The sequence below is a fragment of the Gillisella terrae genome (genome assembly GCF_004801395.1).
Lineage (GTDB): Bacteria > Pseudomonadota > Alphaproteobacteria > Rhizobiales > Rhizobiaceae > Allorhizobium > Allorhizobium terrae.
This window is the reverse complement of record NZ_SSOA01000002.1, coordinates 413,852-431,551: the sequence shown is the minus strand read 5'-3', so window position 1 is coordinate 431,551 and position 17,700 is coordinate 413,852. Positions and strand designations below refer to the sequence as shown.

The following is a 17,700-nucleotide window of genomic DNA, read 5'->3' as shown; positions in this document are numbered from 1 at the left end:
GCGCAGAATGAATTTGCTTTCGACCTGAAATCAATATCGAGTCTCGAGGGTAAAACATGAAAAACGTGCCAATTATCGGCAAATTCTTTACGATTATGGGTCTCTTCGGCCTATTTGCAGTCATGGTTGCTGTTTACAGCAATCTGCAGATTCAAGCTGTGAACAGCGGCTATAAAGGCCTTCTGTCAGAAGAAAGTTCAGCTGCTATCAATCTTTCCCGTGCCAACCGTGCTCTTCAGGGTGCGCGGGCTGCGATCGGTGATATCCTGATGTCGCGCACAGAGGCGCTGAATGTCAGCGCGGCGAAGGATCTGGAAAAGCGGCGGGGCGATTTCATAAGATATATGGATGCCGCGTCCAAAGCTATGCCGGAAGAAAAGCGCATTGATGGACTGAAGAGTGACGGGCTTTCTCTGGTTGACCAAGCCTGCAAGTCCGCCGTTGAAGCGGCGGCCAAGACGATAGAAGTGGCTGCGATCATGATCGCGCAGCAAGAGTTTCTCACGGCATGTCAGCCGGGCTTTGGACCTATGACTGATCGGTTCAGTGCTTTGGTGCAGGATGTGACCAAAACCTTGGCTGACGAGACCGTTCGTCTGAGCGATGATGCCTCATCCAGCGGATTGCTGACCATGGTCGGTATTATCCTCGGCGTGCTGGCTGTACTGGTTTTCGGCTTTTTCGGCATCCGTGCCTGGGTGGTCACTCCTGTGCGTGGTCTTGCATCGACCATGGAGGTGCTGGCCTCGGGTAATTTCACAGCTCAAGTGGATGGAATTGACCGGCGCGATGAAATTGGTGGCATGGCGCGCGCCGTGCAGGTGTTCAAGGACAATGGGGTGCGGGCGCTCGAGTTGGAGAATGAAGCCAAGGCGAACAGATCGCAATCGGAGGCCGAGCGCGCCCGCATTGCGGCCGCAGATCGGCAACGTGCAGAGGAAATGGCGCAGGCTACCTCCGGCCTTGCCGTTGGCCTGAAACGCCTGTCTGAAGGTGACCTTGGCTTCCGCCTGAGCGAGCCATTCGCCTCCGATTTTGAAGCGCTTCGTACCGATTTCAACGCAGCGGTCAGCCAACTGTCGCAGACAATCAGTGCCGTTTCGGAAGCAACCGTCTCGATCGATGGCGGCACGCGAGAGATTAGCAGAAGTGCCGAAGACTTGTCCAAGCGGACCGAACAGCAGGCCGCTGCCCTGGAAGAGACCGCTGCCGCCCTTGACCAGATTACGGCCAATGTCTCCAACTCATCGCAGCGGGCGCAAGAGGCCCGCCATATTGCCGCTGAAGCCAATGACTCGGCCAAGAAGTCTGGTGCTGTGGTTTCAAGTGCGATCAATGCGATGCAGCGCATCGAGCAGTCATCAAACCAGATCTCCAGCATTATTGGCGTGATTGATGAAATTGCATTCCAGACCAATCTGCTGGCCCTGAACGCCGGTGTTGAAGCGGCGCGGGCCGGTGAGGCGGGCAAGGGTTTTGCGGTTGTTGCGCAGGAAGTGCGTGAATTGGCTCAACGATCGGCGCAGGCTGCCAAGGAAATCAAAGATCTGATTCGCAATTCAGCGGGAGAGGTTTCAACCGGTGTGCAACTGGTCGAAGAAACCGGCCAGGTTTTGAAGGTCATTGAGCAACAGGTTATCACCATCAATATGCAGCTCGATGCCATTGCCACCTCTTCCAAGGAACAATCCGTTGGTCTGGCTGAAGTCAACACCGCCGTGAACCAGATGGATCAGGTAACGCAGCAAAATGCAGCCATGGTCGAGGAATCGACCGCAGCCAGCCTCGCACTCGCGAAAGAAGTCGAACAATTGCGGCAACGCATTTCGGTGTTTCAGTTGGCGAGAGAAGGGGAGCGAGACTTTGCCAGGCTCGCAACAGCGACACCCGCGCATCGTCCTGCCGTCTCTCCGGCACGAAAAATGTTGGCCAAGGTAGCAGGGGCGGTAGGTCTCGCACCACCAACCGCGAACAATAGCTGGGAAGAGTTCTAACACGACTGCATCGTGCGTCACATTTTGGCGCAGGGTGCAGTAAAAGCCGGGGATAGCCCCTTTTCGGTGCGACTACAGCGCCGTGCGCAAAATTGAGCGCACGGCGCTGTAACAGTTTTAATCTGCTGCATAATTCCTTACAGCGCCGTGCGCCAAATATGGCGCACAAAGGACGCTGTAACACTTTAAATCTGCTGCATAATTTTCTCCTTAAATCGATTCCGATTTAAGGAATTATGCAGTCGTGAATTTGCCTCAGTTTGAAATCTGACCTTGAAATGTGGCCCTGAAATTTGGCCTCGCAAAGAGTGTGCGTGGCACGCTGCCAGACTATGGCATGATCGACGTCCTTGCCATACCAGCCCGACATGATCGGAACACGCAACGACAAGCTTCAATTTTCCTGACTATTTCAGAATCGAATTTGGGTTGACTTTGATACAAAGAGAGAACAAAATAAAAACATAAAGAGATTAGGAGTGAGCCATGACTGATATTTTGCAAGACATCGCCGCATTCGCTTCCCTGTCCGTTTTCATCGCCAGCCTATCCTTGTTGGCCCTTGCGTTTTGAAGGCGTTAAAGCACTGTTTGCCGCACGTCGTGCACACAGGACGCTGGAACGATTTTCAATCGACTGCATGATTCCTGAATTGATTCCTATTTGAGGAATTATGCCGTGAGCATCTTCGAGCAACGCGGCCGCTGTTTTTCGGTGCGATGGTCTTGCAATCGTTGTTGTCGGATTTCACCTGACAAACGCTCTGTTTGATTTTGTTTTTTCGGTAGGGCTGGGTAGGCGTTTTCAAGATGGTTTTAAGTTTGGGAAGACGCCTTGAGGTCTCGTTTGTCGGCTGGACAAGATAGTCTCAACCGTTAAAATATTGGCACCATAAGCAGTGCAGTGTCTGCCTGCGTTTCTATCCAGATTGATGAGAGTAGGACTGAGCCAATGAGCGACCTCAATGCCGATCGTCAGGCAAAGGAGCCGGTTGCAGGTCCGGGATTTGTGCATCTTCGGGTGCATTCGGCCTATTCCCTGTTGGAAGGCGCGTTGCCGCTCAAGAAGATTTTGGGCAAGGCTGTGGCCGACAATCAGCCAGCCATTGCCATCACCGACACCAATAACCTGTTTGTCGCGCTTGAGTTTTCTCAAAAAGCGCTTGGTGATGGTCTCCAGCCCATCATTGGCTGCCAGCTTTCGATTGATATGGAAGATGCCGTGGATGAAAAGCGCGGCAACGGCGGCCTGGAAAAATACCCTGCCATTGTTTTGCTGGCCGCCAGTTCCGCAGGCTATGAGCGGCTGGTGGATCTGGTCAGTCGGGCCTATTTGCAGGGCGATAGCACCCATGCCGTGCATATTACCGCATCCTGGCTGGATGAAATCGGAACCGATGGCTTGATTGCCCTGACGGGCGCTTCTGGCGGACCTGTCGATCTCATGGTCAAGAGTGAGCATCAGGCTCAGGCTTTGGCACGGCTTTTGACGTTAAAGCGGCTGTTTGGGGATCGCCTTTATATCGAATTGCAGCGCCATCAGGGCTATGACAGGCTGCATGAGAGCCGCATGGTGTCACTGGCCTATGAGCATGACATTCCATTGGTTGCCACCAATGAGGCATTTTTCCCGTCGCGCGATGATTACGATGCCCATGATGCATTGATGGCTGTGGCGCACAACGCCATTGTGTCGGATGACAGGCGCTTTCGATTAACACCGGATCATTATTTGAAAAGCCGCGCGGAGATGCAGGCGCTTTTCAAGGATTTGCCGGAGGCGCTGGATAATTCCGTTGAAATCGCCAGCCGCTGCTCCTTCGTGCTTGATACACGCGGACCTATTCTCCCGCGGTTTACGGGCGCGAGCGATGACCCGGAAGAGGCTGAACGCGCCGAGTCGGCAGAATTGCGCCGTCAGGCAATTGAGGGATTGGACGACCGACTGGCAAAGCTTGGCATGGCGCCGGGCTATGAGGAGAAGGACTACCGCGAACGCCTTGACTTCGAGCTTGGTGTTATCGAGCGCATGAAGTTTCCGGGCTACTTTCTGATCGTTGCGGACTTTATCAAATGGGCGAAGCAACAGGATATTCCCGTTGGGCCAGGTCGTGGTTCTGGTGCGGGTTCGCTTGTCGCCTATGCGTTGACCATTACTGACGTTGATCCCCTTCGTTTCTCGCTGCTGTTCGAGCGCTTTCTTAATCCGGAGCGCGTGTCGATGCCGGACTTTGATATCGATTTCTGTCAGGATCGCCGCGAAGAGGTGATCCGCTATGTTCAGCGCAAATATGGGCGCGAGCAGGTGGCACAGATCATCACCTTTGGATCGTTGCAGGCGCGCGCGGCATTGCGCGACGTGGGCCGTGTGCTGGAAATGCCCTATGGTCAGGTTGACCGGATTTGTAAGCTGGTGCCGAACAATCCCGCCAATCCGACTCCTTTGTCGAAAGCAATCGAAGAAGAGCCGAAATTTCAGGAGGAAATTGATAAAGAGCCGGTCGTTGGCCGCTTGCTCGATATCGCCCAGAAGATTGAAGGTCTTTATCGCCACGCTTCTACCCACGCCGCCGGTATCGTGATTGGTGACCGCCCCTTGTCGAAACTGGTGCCGATGTATCGCGATCCGCGATCCGACATGCCCGTGACCCAATTCAACATGAAATGGGTTGAACAGGCGGGCCTGGTTAAATTCGACTTTTTGGGTTTGAAGACCCTCACAGTTTTGAAGACGGCGGTGGATTTTTGCCGGTTGCGCGACATTGAGATCGATTTGGCCACCATCCCGCTGGATGATGAATTGACCTATCAGATGCTCTCGCGTGGTGAGACAGTGGGCGTGTTTCAGGTGGAAAGTGCCGGGATGCGCAAGGCGCTGATTGGTATGCGCCCTGACTGTATTGAGGATATTATTGCGCTGGTTGCGCTCTATCGTCCTGGTCCTATGGAAAATATTCCTGTCTATAATGCCCGCAAACATGGCGAGGAAGAGATTGAATCGATCCATCCGACCATCGACTATCTGCTGAAAGAAACGCAGGGCGTTATCGTTTATCAGGAGCAGGTTATGCAGGTGGCGCAGGTTTTGTCGGGCTATTCGCTCGGCGAAGCCGATCTTTTGCGCCGCGCCATGGGTAAGAAGATCAAAGAGGAGATGGATAAGCAGCGGGCCCGTTTTGTTGATGGGGCCGTGAAAAATGGTGTCGGCAAGCCGCAGGCCGATAATATTTTTGACCTGCTGGCCAAGTTTGCCAATTACGGTTTCAATAAATCGCACGCAGCGGCCTACGCGATTGTGTCCTACCAGACGGCCTATATGAAGGCCCATTATCCGGTTGAGTTTCTCGCGGCCTCCATGACGCTGGATATGGCCAACACCGAAAAGCTGGTGGATTTCCGCCAGGATGCCGGCCGTCTTGGCATAGAGGTGGTGCCGCCATCTGTTCAAACATCGTTCCGGCATTTTCAGACGGGTCCAAACCGGATTTATTATTCGCTGGCTGCGCTTAAAGGCGTGGGTGATGCTGCCGTGGAGCATATTGTGGCGGTGCGCGGCGATGTGCCATTTGCTGATCTGGAGGATTTCTGTGTGCGTATTGATCCAAAGCAGATCAATCGCCGCGTTTTCGAAGGTTTGATTTTTGCTGGAGCCTTCGATTGCTTTGGCCGTGACCGTGCTGAATTGATTGCGGGCATGGATCGGATTATCGGCTTTGCCCAACGCGCCCAGGAAAATGCCGTGAGCGGCCAATCCGACATGTTTGGTGCGGGCGGGGCAACGGGACCAGAGCGTATTTCTCTGCCGACCTACACCCCTTGGCTGCCCTCAGAAAAGCTGATGCGCGAGTTTCAGGTTCTGGGGTTTTACCTCTCGGCCCATCCGCTTGATACCTATAAGCCGCTGCTTGAAAAAATGCGGGTGCAGAATTTTGCCGACTTCTCGCAAGCGGTCAAACAGGGGGCGACGGCCGGGCGTCTGGCTGGCACGGTGATCTCCAAGCAGGAACGCAAGACCCGCACCGGCAATAAAATGGGTATCGTGACCTTTTCCGATGCCACCGGCCAGTTTGAGGCGGTTCTCTTTTCTGAAGGGTTGAACCAGTACCGGGATTTGCTGGAATCGGGCAAGTCGCTGGTCATCACGGTTGCGGCGGAAGAGCGGCCGGAGGGCATTGGTCTGCGCATCCAGACAGCACAGTCGCTGGAAGAGAAGTCTTTGCAAATGCAAAAGACGCTCAGAGTCTATCTTCGTGATTCAGGACCGCTCAGGGCTTTGGCAGCCCATCTCAATACCAAGGGAGACGGTTTGGTATCCTTTGTGGTGATCAAGGAGGATGGCCGCCGTGAGATCGAAGTTGAGCTTAATCAACGCTATCGCATTACACCGGAAATCGCGGCCGCCATGCGCTCTGCCCCCGGCGTGGTTGATGTGGAACTTGTGTAAGCCCTCTTGCACAGTCCCTACTGCATAATTCCTTAAATCGGGATCGATTTAGGCAGGAAATTATGCAGCAGATTAAACGCGTTACAGCACCGTGCGACATGAATAGTGCACGGCGGTGTAACGCGTGACACACGCAAAGTTTAGAATTTCTAGCGATTTTTGGGGGGGATGATGGTGATGAAATCCGTTCCGTCGCTGGTCTCTGGGCCGACGCCTTGATCGGTGATGGTCAAAGACGTGCCTGCTGTCATTGCCGTTTCAATTCGTGCTCTCGTCGTCGGCTCAAGTGAGATCCGATCAAGAACTGCATTGATGCTGCTTTGCTCGCTGGCTGGCTTATTGTCATCGTGGCGATGAATTGTGACGATGGATGTTGTGTCGTCGGTCTGGCTGCGGGCATCATCCAGTGTCAGCGCCTGCCATGTCGCATTTCCCGTTTTTTGGTCAATGGCTGTGGCAACCAGAAAGAACGTGCCAAGCGGCTGGTCGGGTTGGGCAATTTTTACCGGTGCATCAAACAGTGGTTTGAAATCCTGCCGCACATAGAGATGGCCGCGAGGAGGCATGGGTTTGTTGGCGCTTTGGTAGAGCGCGGCCATAAATTCAGGTGTTATCAGGCGGCCTTTTGGGTTGAGCGACTTCCAGCGTTTGAACCCCTTGATGGCCTCGCGGGTCAGTGTTCCTGTTTGTCCATCAATACCGCCTGTATCAAATCCAAGCTCCTGTAGCAGGGCCTGCGCATCGCGTATGGTCTGCTGCTCGTCACGGTAAGTGATAAGGATTCGCAAGGGCGATGGATTAATGGGGGATGGTGCCGCCTTGGCGGCAGGCAGATCAATCATTGCCACTTCAATGGGCTTTTTGCCCGGCGCAACATCCGCGCCGCGCAATTTGGCGTCTGACAGCAATTGCGGCTGATCCTGCTGATGGGCGGGGGCGAACAGAAACGGATGCTGAATAGCAAACGGCACCACTGGCGCATCGGTGATAATCACCTGGGCACCCAACGTGGTCATGCCATAAAGCTTGCGCGCAAATTCGGCAGGAAGCCGCACACAGCCATGAGAAGCAGGGCGATTTGGCACGCTGCTCGATTCGTGCAATGCCACGCCCGACCATGTAATGCGCTGCATCCAGGGCATGGGTGCGTTCGAATACAGGTTCGATTCGTGATATTTGGCTTTCTGAATGATTGAAAAAATGCCCGACGGAGTGGTGTGACCCTCTTTGCCGGTTGAGACGCGCGAGGTGGCAATAACGGTGTTGCCATCATAAACCGAAAGCGTTTGTTGTTGTTTGGAAACAATGATTTGCAGGTGATTTTCACCTTGCGCCAAAGCGGGCATTGCCAGCATGGTTGCAGAGATAAACATCAACGGAAATATGGTGCGGACCATCATGGTGCCCTCAAACGCAAAACGAGAGCTTAAATTACGCTGTTAAATTTAACGGACCGTTTCTTCAGGGCACTGAGAGGTGATCAAGACTTCTTGATCGGGCCGGACGGCGGGCGCGGTTGGAAGGTGAAGCCGGTTTCCACCATGCCCTTGCCAAATTTATTGCGCAGCAGGTCCATAGCCGCCTCGGCCTTGGCCCGGCGTGTTGCGCTTTCATCCACCAGATCCGGCGGATCAGCAAGGGCGGGATCAGCAAAATCACTGACGCCAATGCCGATCAGGCGAAATTTTGTCCCGTCGGTTTCCTTTTCCAGCAATTGCAAGCCGGTGCGGAAAATTTTATCCGCCAGCATTGTTGGATCATCGAGCCTGCGGTTGCGGGTGCGCAGCTTGAAGTCTGCGGTTTTCAGCTTGAGCACTATTGTGTAACCCGCCGTAGCTTCTTTCTTCAGTCGCCACGCTACTTTTTCAGATAGGGCGCGCAAATGGGCAATCAGCTCGTCAGGGCGTGAGATGTTGTTTGAAAATGTGGTTTCGGCGGAGATGCTTTTGGCAATGTCGGTGGTGTGAACCTCCCGGTCATCGTTGCCGCGCGCCAGCCGCGCCAGCCGCTGGCCCATCACGCCATAGCGGCGCATCAGATCACTTTCTTCCATGGTTTGAAGCTGGCCGACCGTGCGAATACCATCTTGCTCCAGTGTGGCGGCAAGCGCTTTGCCAACGCCCCAAATGATGGTGACGGGGCGGGGAGCCAGAAACGCCATGGCCTCTTCTTTGCCCAGCACAGAAAAGCCGCGCGGCTTTTGCAAATCAGAGGCCACTTTTGCCAAAAACTTGCAATAGGAAAGGCCAACCGAAATGGTAATACCGATTTCCGCTTCAACCCGTCTGGCAAATCGCGCAAGCACAAGAGCGGCGGGCGCATGATGCAGCTTTTCTGTGCCGCGCAGCTCCAGAAAGGCCTCATCGATAGAGAGGGGCTGCACGAGTGGTGTCAACTCCTCCATCATGGCACGGACCTCGCGGCCAACTTTGGCATATTTTTCCATATTGGGCGGAATGACAACCGCCTGGGGGCAGGCCTCCAGCGCCTTGAACATCGGCATGGCGGAGCGCACACCGTGGATGCGGGCAATGTAACAGGCGGTGGAAACAACACCTCGTTTGCCGCCGCCAATAATCAATGGTTTATCGATCAAATCGGGATTGTCGCGTTTTTCCACCGAGGCATAGAACGCATCACAATCGACATGGGCCAAAGTGAGTTCGAACAGTTCCCTGTGGTAAACAAGACGTGGGCTGCCGCAGGCCGAGCACCTTTTTCTGTCTGGAGGCTGAAGCTTCAGACAGTCGCGGCAAAATCCCGAATGTGATGGCATGGTGTTGTGCATAATGGACGGAACATAAGTTGAACATTTGCACACTACTGCATAATTCCTCAAATCGGAATCGATTTGAGGAATTATGCAGTAGATTTAAAGAGCTACAGCGAACCTTTGTGCGCCATATATGGCGCACGGCGCTGTAATACCTGCATCTTTGCCACGCAAGCTGCATTTCAGCCTTCTTGAGAGGCTTATTTCGGCATCACGAGGCTCGCGTCATCGCACTGTTGAAATGCGCAATAATCGTGGTGCAGGCGCTGCTCCAGTCGTTGGCACGAATAACCTGAGGGGCGGTTTCGGGCGCGAAGCGATGGATCTCCGATTGCGGGGCGATATGCACCAGCAGGCAATCTGGCGCATGCTCGGCTACCGAATGCAGGTTGTGGGCCATGTCATCCATAAAGGCCAGCGGCAGCGGGCGCGCGCGATGCAGCGCCTTGACCACCGGGCCTTTAGGGCTTTCGGTTGCCAGAAGCGGAAAATCGAGGCCAAGCCGATCAAGCAAACGTCGACGCTGAAGCGTATAGGCGGGAGGCATGGCGGTGAGAAACACAATATCAGCCATGGTGCCAATTTGCTTCAACTGGGTGACCGAATCTCCGAACGGCTTTTGCCATTCCTCTTGGCAATCAAAGAAATCGTGCAGGATTTGCTTGACCTGATCGGCCTCCAGGGCCTTTTGATCGGCAAGCGAGACAATATTGCCAGTGAGCTGGAAGGATTTGGGCAGCAGATGATGACCCAGACTGGCGAGGTAGGATTCGAAAGGATACAAAAACTCAAGCACCACATCATCGACATCGCTGACCAGCAACGGGCGATCCGACAATTGGATGTGGTTCATATCGACAATCTCACCCATCAATATTCTCCCGAATCCAGACCCGGTTTGGTATAGTGTCTCCATGCGGCCATAACGTCTTCTGGTTGAGACTGGCTTGCCGCACAAAAGTCAAGCAAGGTTGGCTCGTGCTGAACAATAAAGTCCAGCATTCCGGCGAGAAAATCGGGATTGTTGATGGCCTGTCGCATCTGGCCGGGTTCAACGCCTGTGAGGGAGAGAAACCGGCCTAGCATGTCGGGCTCCCCGGCCAGCCAGCTCAAAACGGCAATGGCGGTTTGCTCGGCGTGTTCACTTGAGGTCGATTTACCTGATAACTTGTCTCGCATTGTGTCACGAATTACCTTTTTCGAAACCAAATGGCGTTAATCTGCCGCCAGCAAAAGAATGAGTCTTTTTGAATGTTAATACCCTTCTTCCACTATGGACGCTGGGAAGGCAAGGATGGAAAATGCCGAAAAAGGTCATGATAGTTGAAGACAACGAGCTGAACATGAAGCTCTTTCGCGACCTTATTGAGGCGTCAGGCTATGAGACCATCCAAACGCGCAATGGAATGGAAGCCCTTGACCTCGCCCGCAAGCACCAGCCAGACCTGATTTTAATGGATATTCAATTGCCTGAGGTCTCCGGGCTTGAGGTCACAAAATGGCTGAAGCAGGATAGCGAATTGCATGTCATCCCCGTGATTGCGGTAACAGCTTTTGCAATGAAGGGCGATGAAGAGCGCATTCGCCAGGGCGGTTGTGAAGCTTACGTCTCCAAACCAATTTCTGTTCCAAAATTTCTGGAAACAATTAAGACTTATCTGGGCGACGCCTGAGGGGGCAAGGTGCATGACAGCCAGAATACTCATCGTTGATGATATACCCGCCAATGTAAAACTGTTGGAGGTTCGGCTTCTCGCCGAATATCTTGAGGTTTTGACAGCAGGCTCTGGCTTGGAAGCGTTGGATATTTGTGAAAACACGCAGGTTGATGTTGTTCTTCTCGATGTCATGATGCCCGGCATGGATGGCTTTGAAGTGTGCGAGCGGCTGAAGGCCAATCCACGCACAGCTCACATCCCGGTGGTGATCGTGACCGCACTGGATCAGCCGTCTGATCGGGTGAAGGGCTTGAAGGCCGGAGCGGATGACTTTCTCACCAAGCCGGTCAATGATCTTCAGCTGATTTCACGGGTCAAAAGCCTCGTGCGGCTCAAAACCTTGAGCGATGAATTGCGCTTGCGGGCAGAAGCTGGCCAACGCATGGGTATTGAAGATCTGTTCTCCCTTGCGGATGGCCAGCTGGATGAGGCGGGGCAAGTCTTGCTCGTTGACAGTCGCGCAAGCTCTCAAGAGCGGATTATCAAGACGCTGAAGCCCGTTGCCGAGGTTATGGCGATTTCCGATGCACAGGCTGCCCTGTTTGAGGCGGCGGAAAAAAACTTTGATCTGGTGATCGTCAACGGAGCGCTGGACGACTATGATCCTCTGCGGCTGTTTGCACAGTTGCGCTCACTGGAGCGCACACGCTTTATTCCGCTGTTGCTGATTGCTGAGCAGGGAGAGGGGGGCTTAACGGCCCGCGCGCTTGATCTTGGCGTGAATGATTACATTGTCAGGCCGGTTGATCCCAACGAACTGGTGGCCCGCACGCTCACCCAGATCCGCCGCAAGCGGTATAATGACCGGCTGCGCGACAGCGTGCGCCAGAGCATGGAGATGGCGGTGACCGATGGCCTGACGGGCCTGAGCAACCGCCGTTATCTGGATACCCATCTGAAAATCCTGTTTGAGCGTGCGGCTGCGCGCAAGCGTCCGATGTCCGTCTGCCTGGTGGATATTGATCGTTTCAAACTGGTCAACGACACCTATGGCCATGAGGCTGGCGACGACGTATTGCGTGAGTTTTCGGCAAGAGTGCGCTCCATGGTGCGTGGCGCGGATTTGGCTTGTCGCTATGGCGGCGAAGAATTCATTGTGGTGATGCCAAATACATCCATGGATATCGCCAAAAAGGTTGCAGAACGTCTGAGAGAAATGGTGGAGCAAACCCCATTCCAGTTGACATCCGGACCAAAGATCACGGTGACGGCCTCAATCGGCATTGCTGAAACATCGGTGGACTGCGCAACGCCAGAGCAATTGCTGCGTGAAGCAGATAAAGCGCTTTATAAAGCCAAGCGGGATGGCCGCAATCGCGTTGTGTCCGCCGCGGCCTGATCAAAAGGCACTGTGGTTTTGAGGAGCGAACAAAGGTTCGCTGTGGATATTGGCAATGCGGTTACTGCTGCATAATTCCTGAAATCCAAGGGGATTTAGGGAGAAAATTATGCAGCCGATTAATAGTGTTACAGCGCCCTGCGGGCATTTGATAAAACGCAAGACGTCGACATGGTAAATTTTTCGTAAACGCTTGACAGCTGAACAAGCTTTGCGCTCGGCTCCACTTGTGTTGAGTGGCCAGTTATCAAAAATATTATACAATAAAAATGCAAAAACCCTGAATTTTGGAGGGTTTACTGCTTAAAGTATATTGATATTGTCCGTTTTTGAAAAGTTTTTCGAAAATGGCAATCGATCGAAAATCAAGCGTTTTTGCCGATATAAAGTGTAACTCTTGCTTTAGATTTGGTTGTGCGCCGGTTTTTCGTTGATAAACTTGATGTTTCTCCGACCACGTGTGTTTCGAGAAAAAGAAATGGCGTTAACTATAATTTAATTGAAAATAACTGCACGGTTAAGAAAATGTTGATTTTTTTCTTTAGATGCGCAAGATTGGGTCAAGTTATAGATAACTGTGTTTGAAAATTACCAATACCCCATGGTGCTCAGGTCCGCCGCATCTCCTGGGTCGTGGGGTCGGTCGGCAGGTATATGATTGTTTGCGGTTCCTCGTGCCGTTATTATGTGCCCGCCGACCCCCTTTTCACAAACGCCGCTTCCGAATGGAGCGGCGTTTTTTGTTTGCTTACGGATCTTATCAGGTAATTGATGCATGGAGACATCTGCCTCGCTTTGCCGTGTCTTTACAGCGCCGTGCGCCCTGTATGGCGAAGGGTGCTGTAGCAGATAGCAAACAGTGCTTTAGGAACAGGCGGGCAACAAAAAAGCGCGCTGTTTTGCAGCGCGCTTTTTTCAATAATATCGGTTGCCAAGATTACTTGATCTTGGTTTCCTTGAATTCGACGTGCTTGCGTGCGATCGGGTCGTACTTGGTCTTCGTCATCTTGTCCGTCATCGTACGGCTGTTTTTTGTCGTGACGTAGAAGAAACCCGTCTCGGCTGTCGACAGCAGCTTGATCTTGATTGTTGTAGCCTTAGCCATGGTCGTCCTGCCTTACCTAAATAAAACGCGCCGTGGAGGACCGGATGGGTCCACGGCAAATGTGGGCGGAAACTACAAATCGCCACTGAAAAGTCAAGCCCGGTTGGACTTGAAAAGCAATCGAGCGGCAGAAAGTAGTACATAAAGTGCAAAGAAGCCCGCAATTGACCATGCAAAGCCCGAGGTTCCGCCCATATCAATGGCCGCTCCCACAACTTGCGGGCCTGCAACCGTGCCCACCGCATAGCAGAAAATGAAGGCTGCATTGGCGCAAGCAAGGTCAGAGCCGGTGAGTCGTGAACCAAGATGGCTCAGGCCGATCGTGTAAAGGCCAGAGACGCAGCCGCCCCAAAACAGCAGAATGGTTGCCATCGCCAGCCAGTTGCTCGAGATGGCAGGCAGCAAAAGCGCGCCCGCCATGCCTACGCTTGCCAAAACGGCAAGCAGAGGCCGCCGGTCTTTCAGGCGATCAGACAGCAATCCCAGCGGTATTTGAAACACCATATTGCCGACCCCCATCACGGTTAGCAGCAATGCTGATTGCGCTTCAGAAAAGCCGGAGCGTGTGGCAAAGATCGGCAGGAGGGAGAGACCACCCACCTCGACAGCACCGAAGACGAAAACGGCTGCCGTGGCACTGGGAACCAGAAAGATATAGCGGAAAAAATGCATTTCCGGTTTTTCATGCAGGGCAGGGCTTTCCTTGCGCGCCACATAGACCGGCACGGCAGCCAGCAAAATCGCCAACGCGCCGATGGAAAACGGCAAAACCCCTTCGCTTCCCACAATGGAGAATAAAAACGGACCCGCTGCAAAGCCTATGGAGAGAACCGTGGCGTAAATGCCCAGAACAAGCCCACGGCGCGAAGGCGGGGCGGCAGCATTGATCCAGAACTCTGAGAGGATAAACAGCGTGGTGGTGGCACCATGGAACACCAGACGCAGGGGAAACCACATCCAGAAATCCGTGGCATAATAAAAGCCAAGCGAACTGGCCGCTGCCAAAAAGACAGCAATGATCATGGTTTGCGCAACACCCCATTGATGGGCGAGCTTGGTGGTCAGCGGCGCTGCGGCCATGGCGGCAATGCCTGCCATAGCCGAATTGAGACCGATCATTGTTGAGGAAATGCCGCGCTTTTCCATGATGATGCTCAAAAGCGGCAAGCCGAGCCCAATTGCGATGCCAACGGCGGAAATGGATGCAACGGCAGCCACGAGCGATGGCCAATGAATTTCTTCACGGTGACCGAGGGCACGTTTTCGGGTCTCAGACATTCATCATCCTTCAAATGGCCCTGAATTGCTGGTCGAAGGCAGCGAACACAAAAGAGCTTGCGCACGGGTAAGGCCATTCAATCATCATGCTTCGTCAGGTGTCCTTTTCCGGTGTGCATCCGGATTTCATAGTGTTCATTCGGGTCTGGCGCGCCGCCTGTCAAGGCAGAGGCCAAGTGTTTATAAGGCCATTTCTGGTCGAAATATGAACAATGAACCCCGTTGATCAGTTCACTCCGGCCTCATTGAGGCGGATAGCGCTGATCATAATCCTCTGGGGGTTCCGATGGTTGGCCAAAGCCATGCATACGCAAGGCCCATTGCAATCCGATGACGCTGCCTTTGATCGGCTGGATGATCAGCAGGGAGGTGATCACCGCAATGGGCACCCATATGGCCAGATGCACCCAGGTGGACAGAACAAACACCAGATCGGTCATCATATAGCCACCCAGTAGCACGTGGCCGACGATCATGATGACAATATAGGGCGGAAGGTCGTCAGCGCGCTGGTGAGAGAGATCTTCGCCGCAGGCGGAGCAGGTGGCAACCGGCTTGAGAAATGCTTTGAACAGCCGCCCAGAGCCGCAAGCAGGGCAGGTGCAGGCCAGGCCACGCAAAATAGACCGGCCAAGGGGGCGCTCAATGTTTTCGCCTCCGCCAAACCGGTTGATTTCCGTTGGTGAATTGCTGGACATCGGCTTCCTCCCCTATGGCCTCAACTGTGTTCAATGCTTACCGCGCGGCGGTCGTGTTCCGGGCTTTCGTGGACCAGACCGGCTTTTACGGGTTGCCTTATGGAATGACCGTGTGCCGACCGGCATTTTCTTGCCCTCGCTCAAAATTTCAAAGCGCAAGGCACCCGCCAAAGGCACGGCCTCAACCAGCTTAACGCGCACACCATCACCAAGTTGATAACCAAGGCCGGTTTTTTCGCCGGTCAGCGCCTGATGGGCCTCATCATAGATGAAATAATCACGCCCCAAGGTCGAGACCGGAATAAAGCCATCGGCCCCGAACTGTGGCAGAGAGATAAACAGGCCGGATTTGGTCACACCAGACACCTGACCATCAAACTCGTCGCCAATGCGGGTGGCGAGGTGGTGAGCGATCAGGCGGTTGATGGTGTCACGCTCTGCGGCCATGGCACGGCGCTCAAAGGTGGAAATTTCAACCGCGACATCGGCAAGCGTTGCTTCTTCCTCCGGCGTAATGCCGCCTTCGCCTAGGCCAAGCGCGCCGACCAGCCCGCGATGCACGATCAAATCGGCATAACGGCGAATAGGCGAGGTAAAATGCGCATATTTCATCAGGTTCAGGCCGAAGTGGCCGATGTTGTCCGGGCTATAGACGGCCTGACTTTGCGAGCGCAGCACCATTTCGTTGACAATGGTCTGATGTGGCGTGTCCTGTGCTTTCGCCAGGATCCCGTTGAACGAGTTGGAGCGCAGATTGCCGCCCTTGACCAATGAGAAGCCTATGGTGGTCAAAAACTCGCGCAGAACTTCCTGCTTGGCCAGCGATGGCGCATCGTGCGTACGATAGACCAGCGGCTGGCGCTTTTTCTCAAGGGTTTCGGCGGCGGCCACATTGGCCTGAATCATCATTTCTTCAATCAGCTTGTGGGCATCCAGCCTCTCAGGCACAAAGACCCGATCCACCGTGCCGTCTTCTTTCAGGATGATCTTGCGCTCCGGCATATCCAGCTCCAGCGGCTGGCGGCGGTCACGCCCCACTTTCAATATCTCATAAGCCGCCCACAGCGGCTTCAGGATCGGCTCCAGCAGTGGTCCGCTCTTGTCGTCCGGCTTGCCATCAATCGCCGCCTGCGCCTGCTGATAGGACAGTTTGGCCGCACTCTTCATCATGATACGATGGAAGGTATGGCTGGCCTTGCGCCCTTCCTTGGAAAACACCATACGCACGGCCAGTGCCGGGCGGTCCACACCTTCGCGCAGCGAGCACAGATCATTGGAAATCCGCTCTGGCAACATCGGCACAACCCGGTCCGGGAAATAGACCGAATTGCCGCGCTTGAGCGCTTCACGGTCCAGCGCCGACTTTGAGCGGATATAATAAGATACATCGGCAATCGCCACGGTGACAATCACGCCGCCGGGGTTGTCCGGTGATGTATCTGGCTCGGCATAGACCGCGTCGTCATGGTCCTTGGCATCATGAGGGTCGATGGTGATCAGCGGCAGGTGCCGCCAGTCCTCGCGGTTTTTCATGCTGGCGGGCTTGGCGGCGTCTGCCTCATCCAGCACCGATTGCGGGAAAATATACGGAATGCCATGGGCGTGGATGGCAATCATCGAGATTGCCTTCTCTGACGCCACGGAGCCAACCACATTCAGCACCTTGGCGCGGGCAAGGCCGAGGCGGCTGGAATTGCGGCCCACTTCGACCTCAACCAGATCGCCGTCCTTGGCGTCGCCAATGTCGCTGGCGTCAATCACCATTTCTTCGCCGCGCCGCTCAATCGGCATCAGGCGACCACCGCCGGTGCCGGGCATTTCGCGGTAAACGCCAAGAAGCGCACCTTGGCGCTTGTCCAGCACCTTGATGATGCGCGCGGTATAGGCCGGACCATCGCGGTCTTTGTTGGGAAAGATTTTTGCCAGGACCCGATCACCAAGTCCGCCAACCGGGGCTTTGCCCTTGGCGCGATCAGCACTGGATTGGCGGATAGAGATGGCCGGAGCCACGCCCGCTTCATCGGGCCACTCGGCTGGGCGGCCAATCAGATCGCCATCCTTGTCGCGGGTGGTGATATCCACGACGGTAACGGGGGGAAGCGCGCCGGGGCGGCTCAGGGATTTACGGGTTTTGTTGACCAATCCGTCCTGCTCCAGCTCTTTGAGCAAAGCTTTCAGCTCGACACGGGTTTCGCCCTTGAGGCCAAAGGCTTTGGCGATCTCGCGCTTGGACGCGCGGTCGGGATTGTCGGTGATAAATTGCAGCAGAATGTCACGGGGCGGAACGGCCCCGTGAATAATTTCAGTCTGCGGTTTGTTGGCCACGCCTGCCTCCTTCCGGGTCCTCAAGGG

General features: G+C 54.3%; 12 protein-coding genes. 4 read left to right on the top strand and 8 right to left on the bottom strand.

From position 1 onward, the window contains the following. Positions 1-56: 56 nt before the first annotated feature. Positions 57-1,994 carry a methyl-accepting chemotaxis protein gene (locus E6C51_RS05770; RefSeq protein WP_190235308.1) on the top strand — a complete coding sequence of 646 codons (1,938 nt, stop codon included), beginning with the start codon at positions 57-59 and terminating at the stop codon, positions 1,992-1,994. A gap of 951 nt (positions 1,995-2,945) precedes the next feature. Beyond that, positions 2,946-6,437: a DNA polymerase III subunit alpha gene (dnaE, locus tag E6C51_RS05765; RefSeq protein ID WP_190235307.1), complete on the top strand. Its 3,492-nt coding sequence runs from the start codon at positions 2,946-2,948 to the stop codon at positions 6,435-6,437. A gap of 149 nt (positions 6,438-6,586) precedes the next feature. Here dnaE and E6C51_RS05760 read toward each other — a convergent pair whose 3' ends face one another. From E6C51_RS05760 to E6C51_RS05745, 4 genes are all read right to left on the bottom strand, one after another. Continuing rightward, complete coding sequence (locus E6C51_RS05760) at positions 6,587-7,837, bottom strand: L,D-transpeptidase family protein (protein WP_190235306.1); 1,251 nt, start codon at positions 7,835-7,837, stop codon at positions 6,587-6,589. A gap of 80 nt (positions 7,838-7,917) precedes the next feature. After that, entirely contained in the window at positions 7,918-9,225 is a 1,308-nt protein-coding gene (locus E6C51_RS05755) for a DNA polymerase IV (RefSeq protein ID WP_190235305.1), read from the bottom strand. Between the two features lie 196 nt (positions 9,226-9,421). After that, a complete protein-coding gene (locus E6C51_RS05750; protein ID WP_190235304.1) occupies positions 9,422-10,081 on the bottom strand; it encodes a hypothetical protein in 660 nt (219 codons plus the stop codon). Next, on the bottom strand, positions 10,081-10,389 hold the full coding sequence (locus E6C51_RS05745) for a DUF3572 domain-containing protein (RefSeq protein ID WP_146928999.1): 309 nt from the start codon (positions 10,387-10,389) through the stop codon (positions 10,081-10,083). Before E6C51_RS05745 ends, E6C51_RS05750 begins: the two co-directional genes overlap by 1 nt. A gap of 122 nt (positions 10,390-10,511) precedes the next feature. On the opposite strand from E6C51_RS05745, the gene E6C51_RS05740 reads away from it, so the two are divergent. Both E6C51_RS05740 and E6C51_RS05735 read left to right on the top strand, forming a co-directional pair. Beyond that, positions 10,512-10,883, top strand: a complete 372-nt coding sequence (locus tag E6C51_RS05740) for a response regulator (protein WP_075640580.1) — start codon at positions 10,512-10,514, stop codon at positions 10,881-10,883. 13 nt (positions 10,884-10,896) lie between these two features. Beyond that, positions 10,897-12,267, top strand: coding sequence for a PleD family two-component system response regulator (locus E6C51_RS05735; RefSeq protein ID WP_190235303.1), 1,371 nt, complete (start codon positions 10,897-10,899; stop codon positions 12,265-12,267). Between the two features lie 937 nt (positions 12,268-13,204). Here the strand turns inward: E6C51_RS05735 and rpmG are convergent. The 4 genes from rpmG to rnr form a co-directional block, all read right to left on the bottom strand. Next, the gene (rpmG, locus tag E6C51_RS05730) at positions 13,205-13,372 is read right to left on the bottom strand and encodes a 50S ribosomal protein L33 (RefSeq protein ID WP_075640582.1); all 168 of its coding nucleotides are present in this window, start codon (positions 13,370-13,372) and stop codon (positions 13,205-13,207) included. A gap of 93 nt (positions 13,373-13,465) precedes the next feature. Further along, positions 13,466-14,650, bottom strand: a complete 1,185-nt coding sequence (locus E6C51_RS05725) for an MFS transporter (RefSeq protein WP_190235302.1) — start codon at positions 14,648-14,650, stop codon at positions 13,466-13,468. Between the two features lie 242 nt (positions 14,651-14,892). After that, positions 14,893-15,348 (bottom strand): DUF983 domain-containing protein, encoded by a 456-nt coding sequence (locus tag E6C51_RS05720; protein WP_190235301.1) that lies wholly within the window; start codon positions 15,346-15,348, stop codon positions 14,893-14,895. Positions 15,349-15,378: 30 nt separating this feature from the next. Then, the gene (gene rnr, locus E6C51_RS05715; RefSeq protein ID WP_230987093.1) at positions 15,379-17,697 is read right to left on the bottom strand and encodes a ribonuclease R; all 2,319 of its coding nucleotides are present in this window, start codon (positions 17,695-17,697) and stop codon (positions 15,379-15,381) included. Positions 17,698-17,700: the final 3 nt, after the last annotated feature.

Coding starts and splice junctions, on each gene's coding strand:
- rpmG (WP_075640582.1), bottom strand. CDS start 13,372: ATGGCTAAGGCTACAACAATCAAGATCAAGCTGCTGTCGACAGCCGAG.
- E6C51_RS05750 (WP_190235304.1), bottom strand. CDS start 10,081: ATGGGTGAGATTGTCGATATGAACCACATCCAATTGTCGGATCGCCCG.
- E6C51_RS05735 (WP_190235303.1), top strand. CDS start 10,897: ATGACAGCCAGAATACTCATCGTTGATGATATACCCGCCAATGTAAAA.
- E6C51_RS05770 (WP_190235308.1), top strand. CDS start 57: ATGAAAAACGTGCCAATTATCGGCAAATTCTTTACGATTATGGGTCTC.
- E6C51_RS05740 (WP_075640580.1), top strand. CDS start 10,512: ATGCCGAAAAAGGTCATGATAGTTGAAGACAACGAGCTGAACATGAAG.
- E6C51_RS05755 (WP_190235305.1), bottom strand. CDS start 9,225: ATGCACAACACCATGCCATCACATTCGGGATTTTGCCGCGACTGTCTG.
- E6C51_RS05760 (WP_190235306.1), bottom strand. CDS start 7,837: ATGATGGTCCGCACCATATTTCCGTTGATGTTTATCTCTGCAACCATG.
- E6C51_RS05745 (WP_146928999.1), bottom strand. CDS start 10,389: ATGCGAGACAAGTTATCAGGTAAATCGACCTCAAGTGAACACGCCGAG.
- E6C51_RS05720 (WP_190235301.1), bottom strand. CDS start 15,348: ATGTCCAGCAATTCACCAACGGAAATCAACCGGTTTGGCGGAGGCGAA.
- dnaE (WP_190235307.1), top strand. CDS start 2,946: ATGAGCGACCTCAATGCCGATCGTCAGGCAAAGGAGCCGGTTGCAGGT.
- E6C51_RS05725 (WP_190235302.1), bottom strand. CDS start 14,650: ATGTCTGAGACCCGAAAACGTGCCCTCGGTCACCGTGAAGAAATTCAT.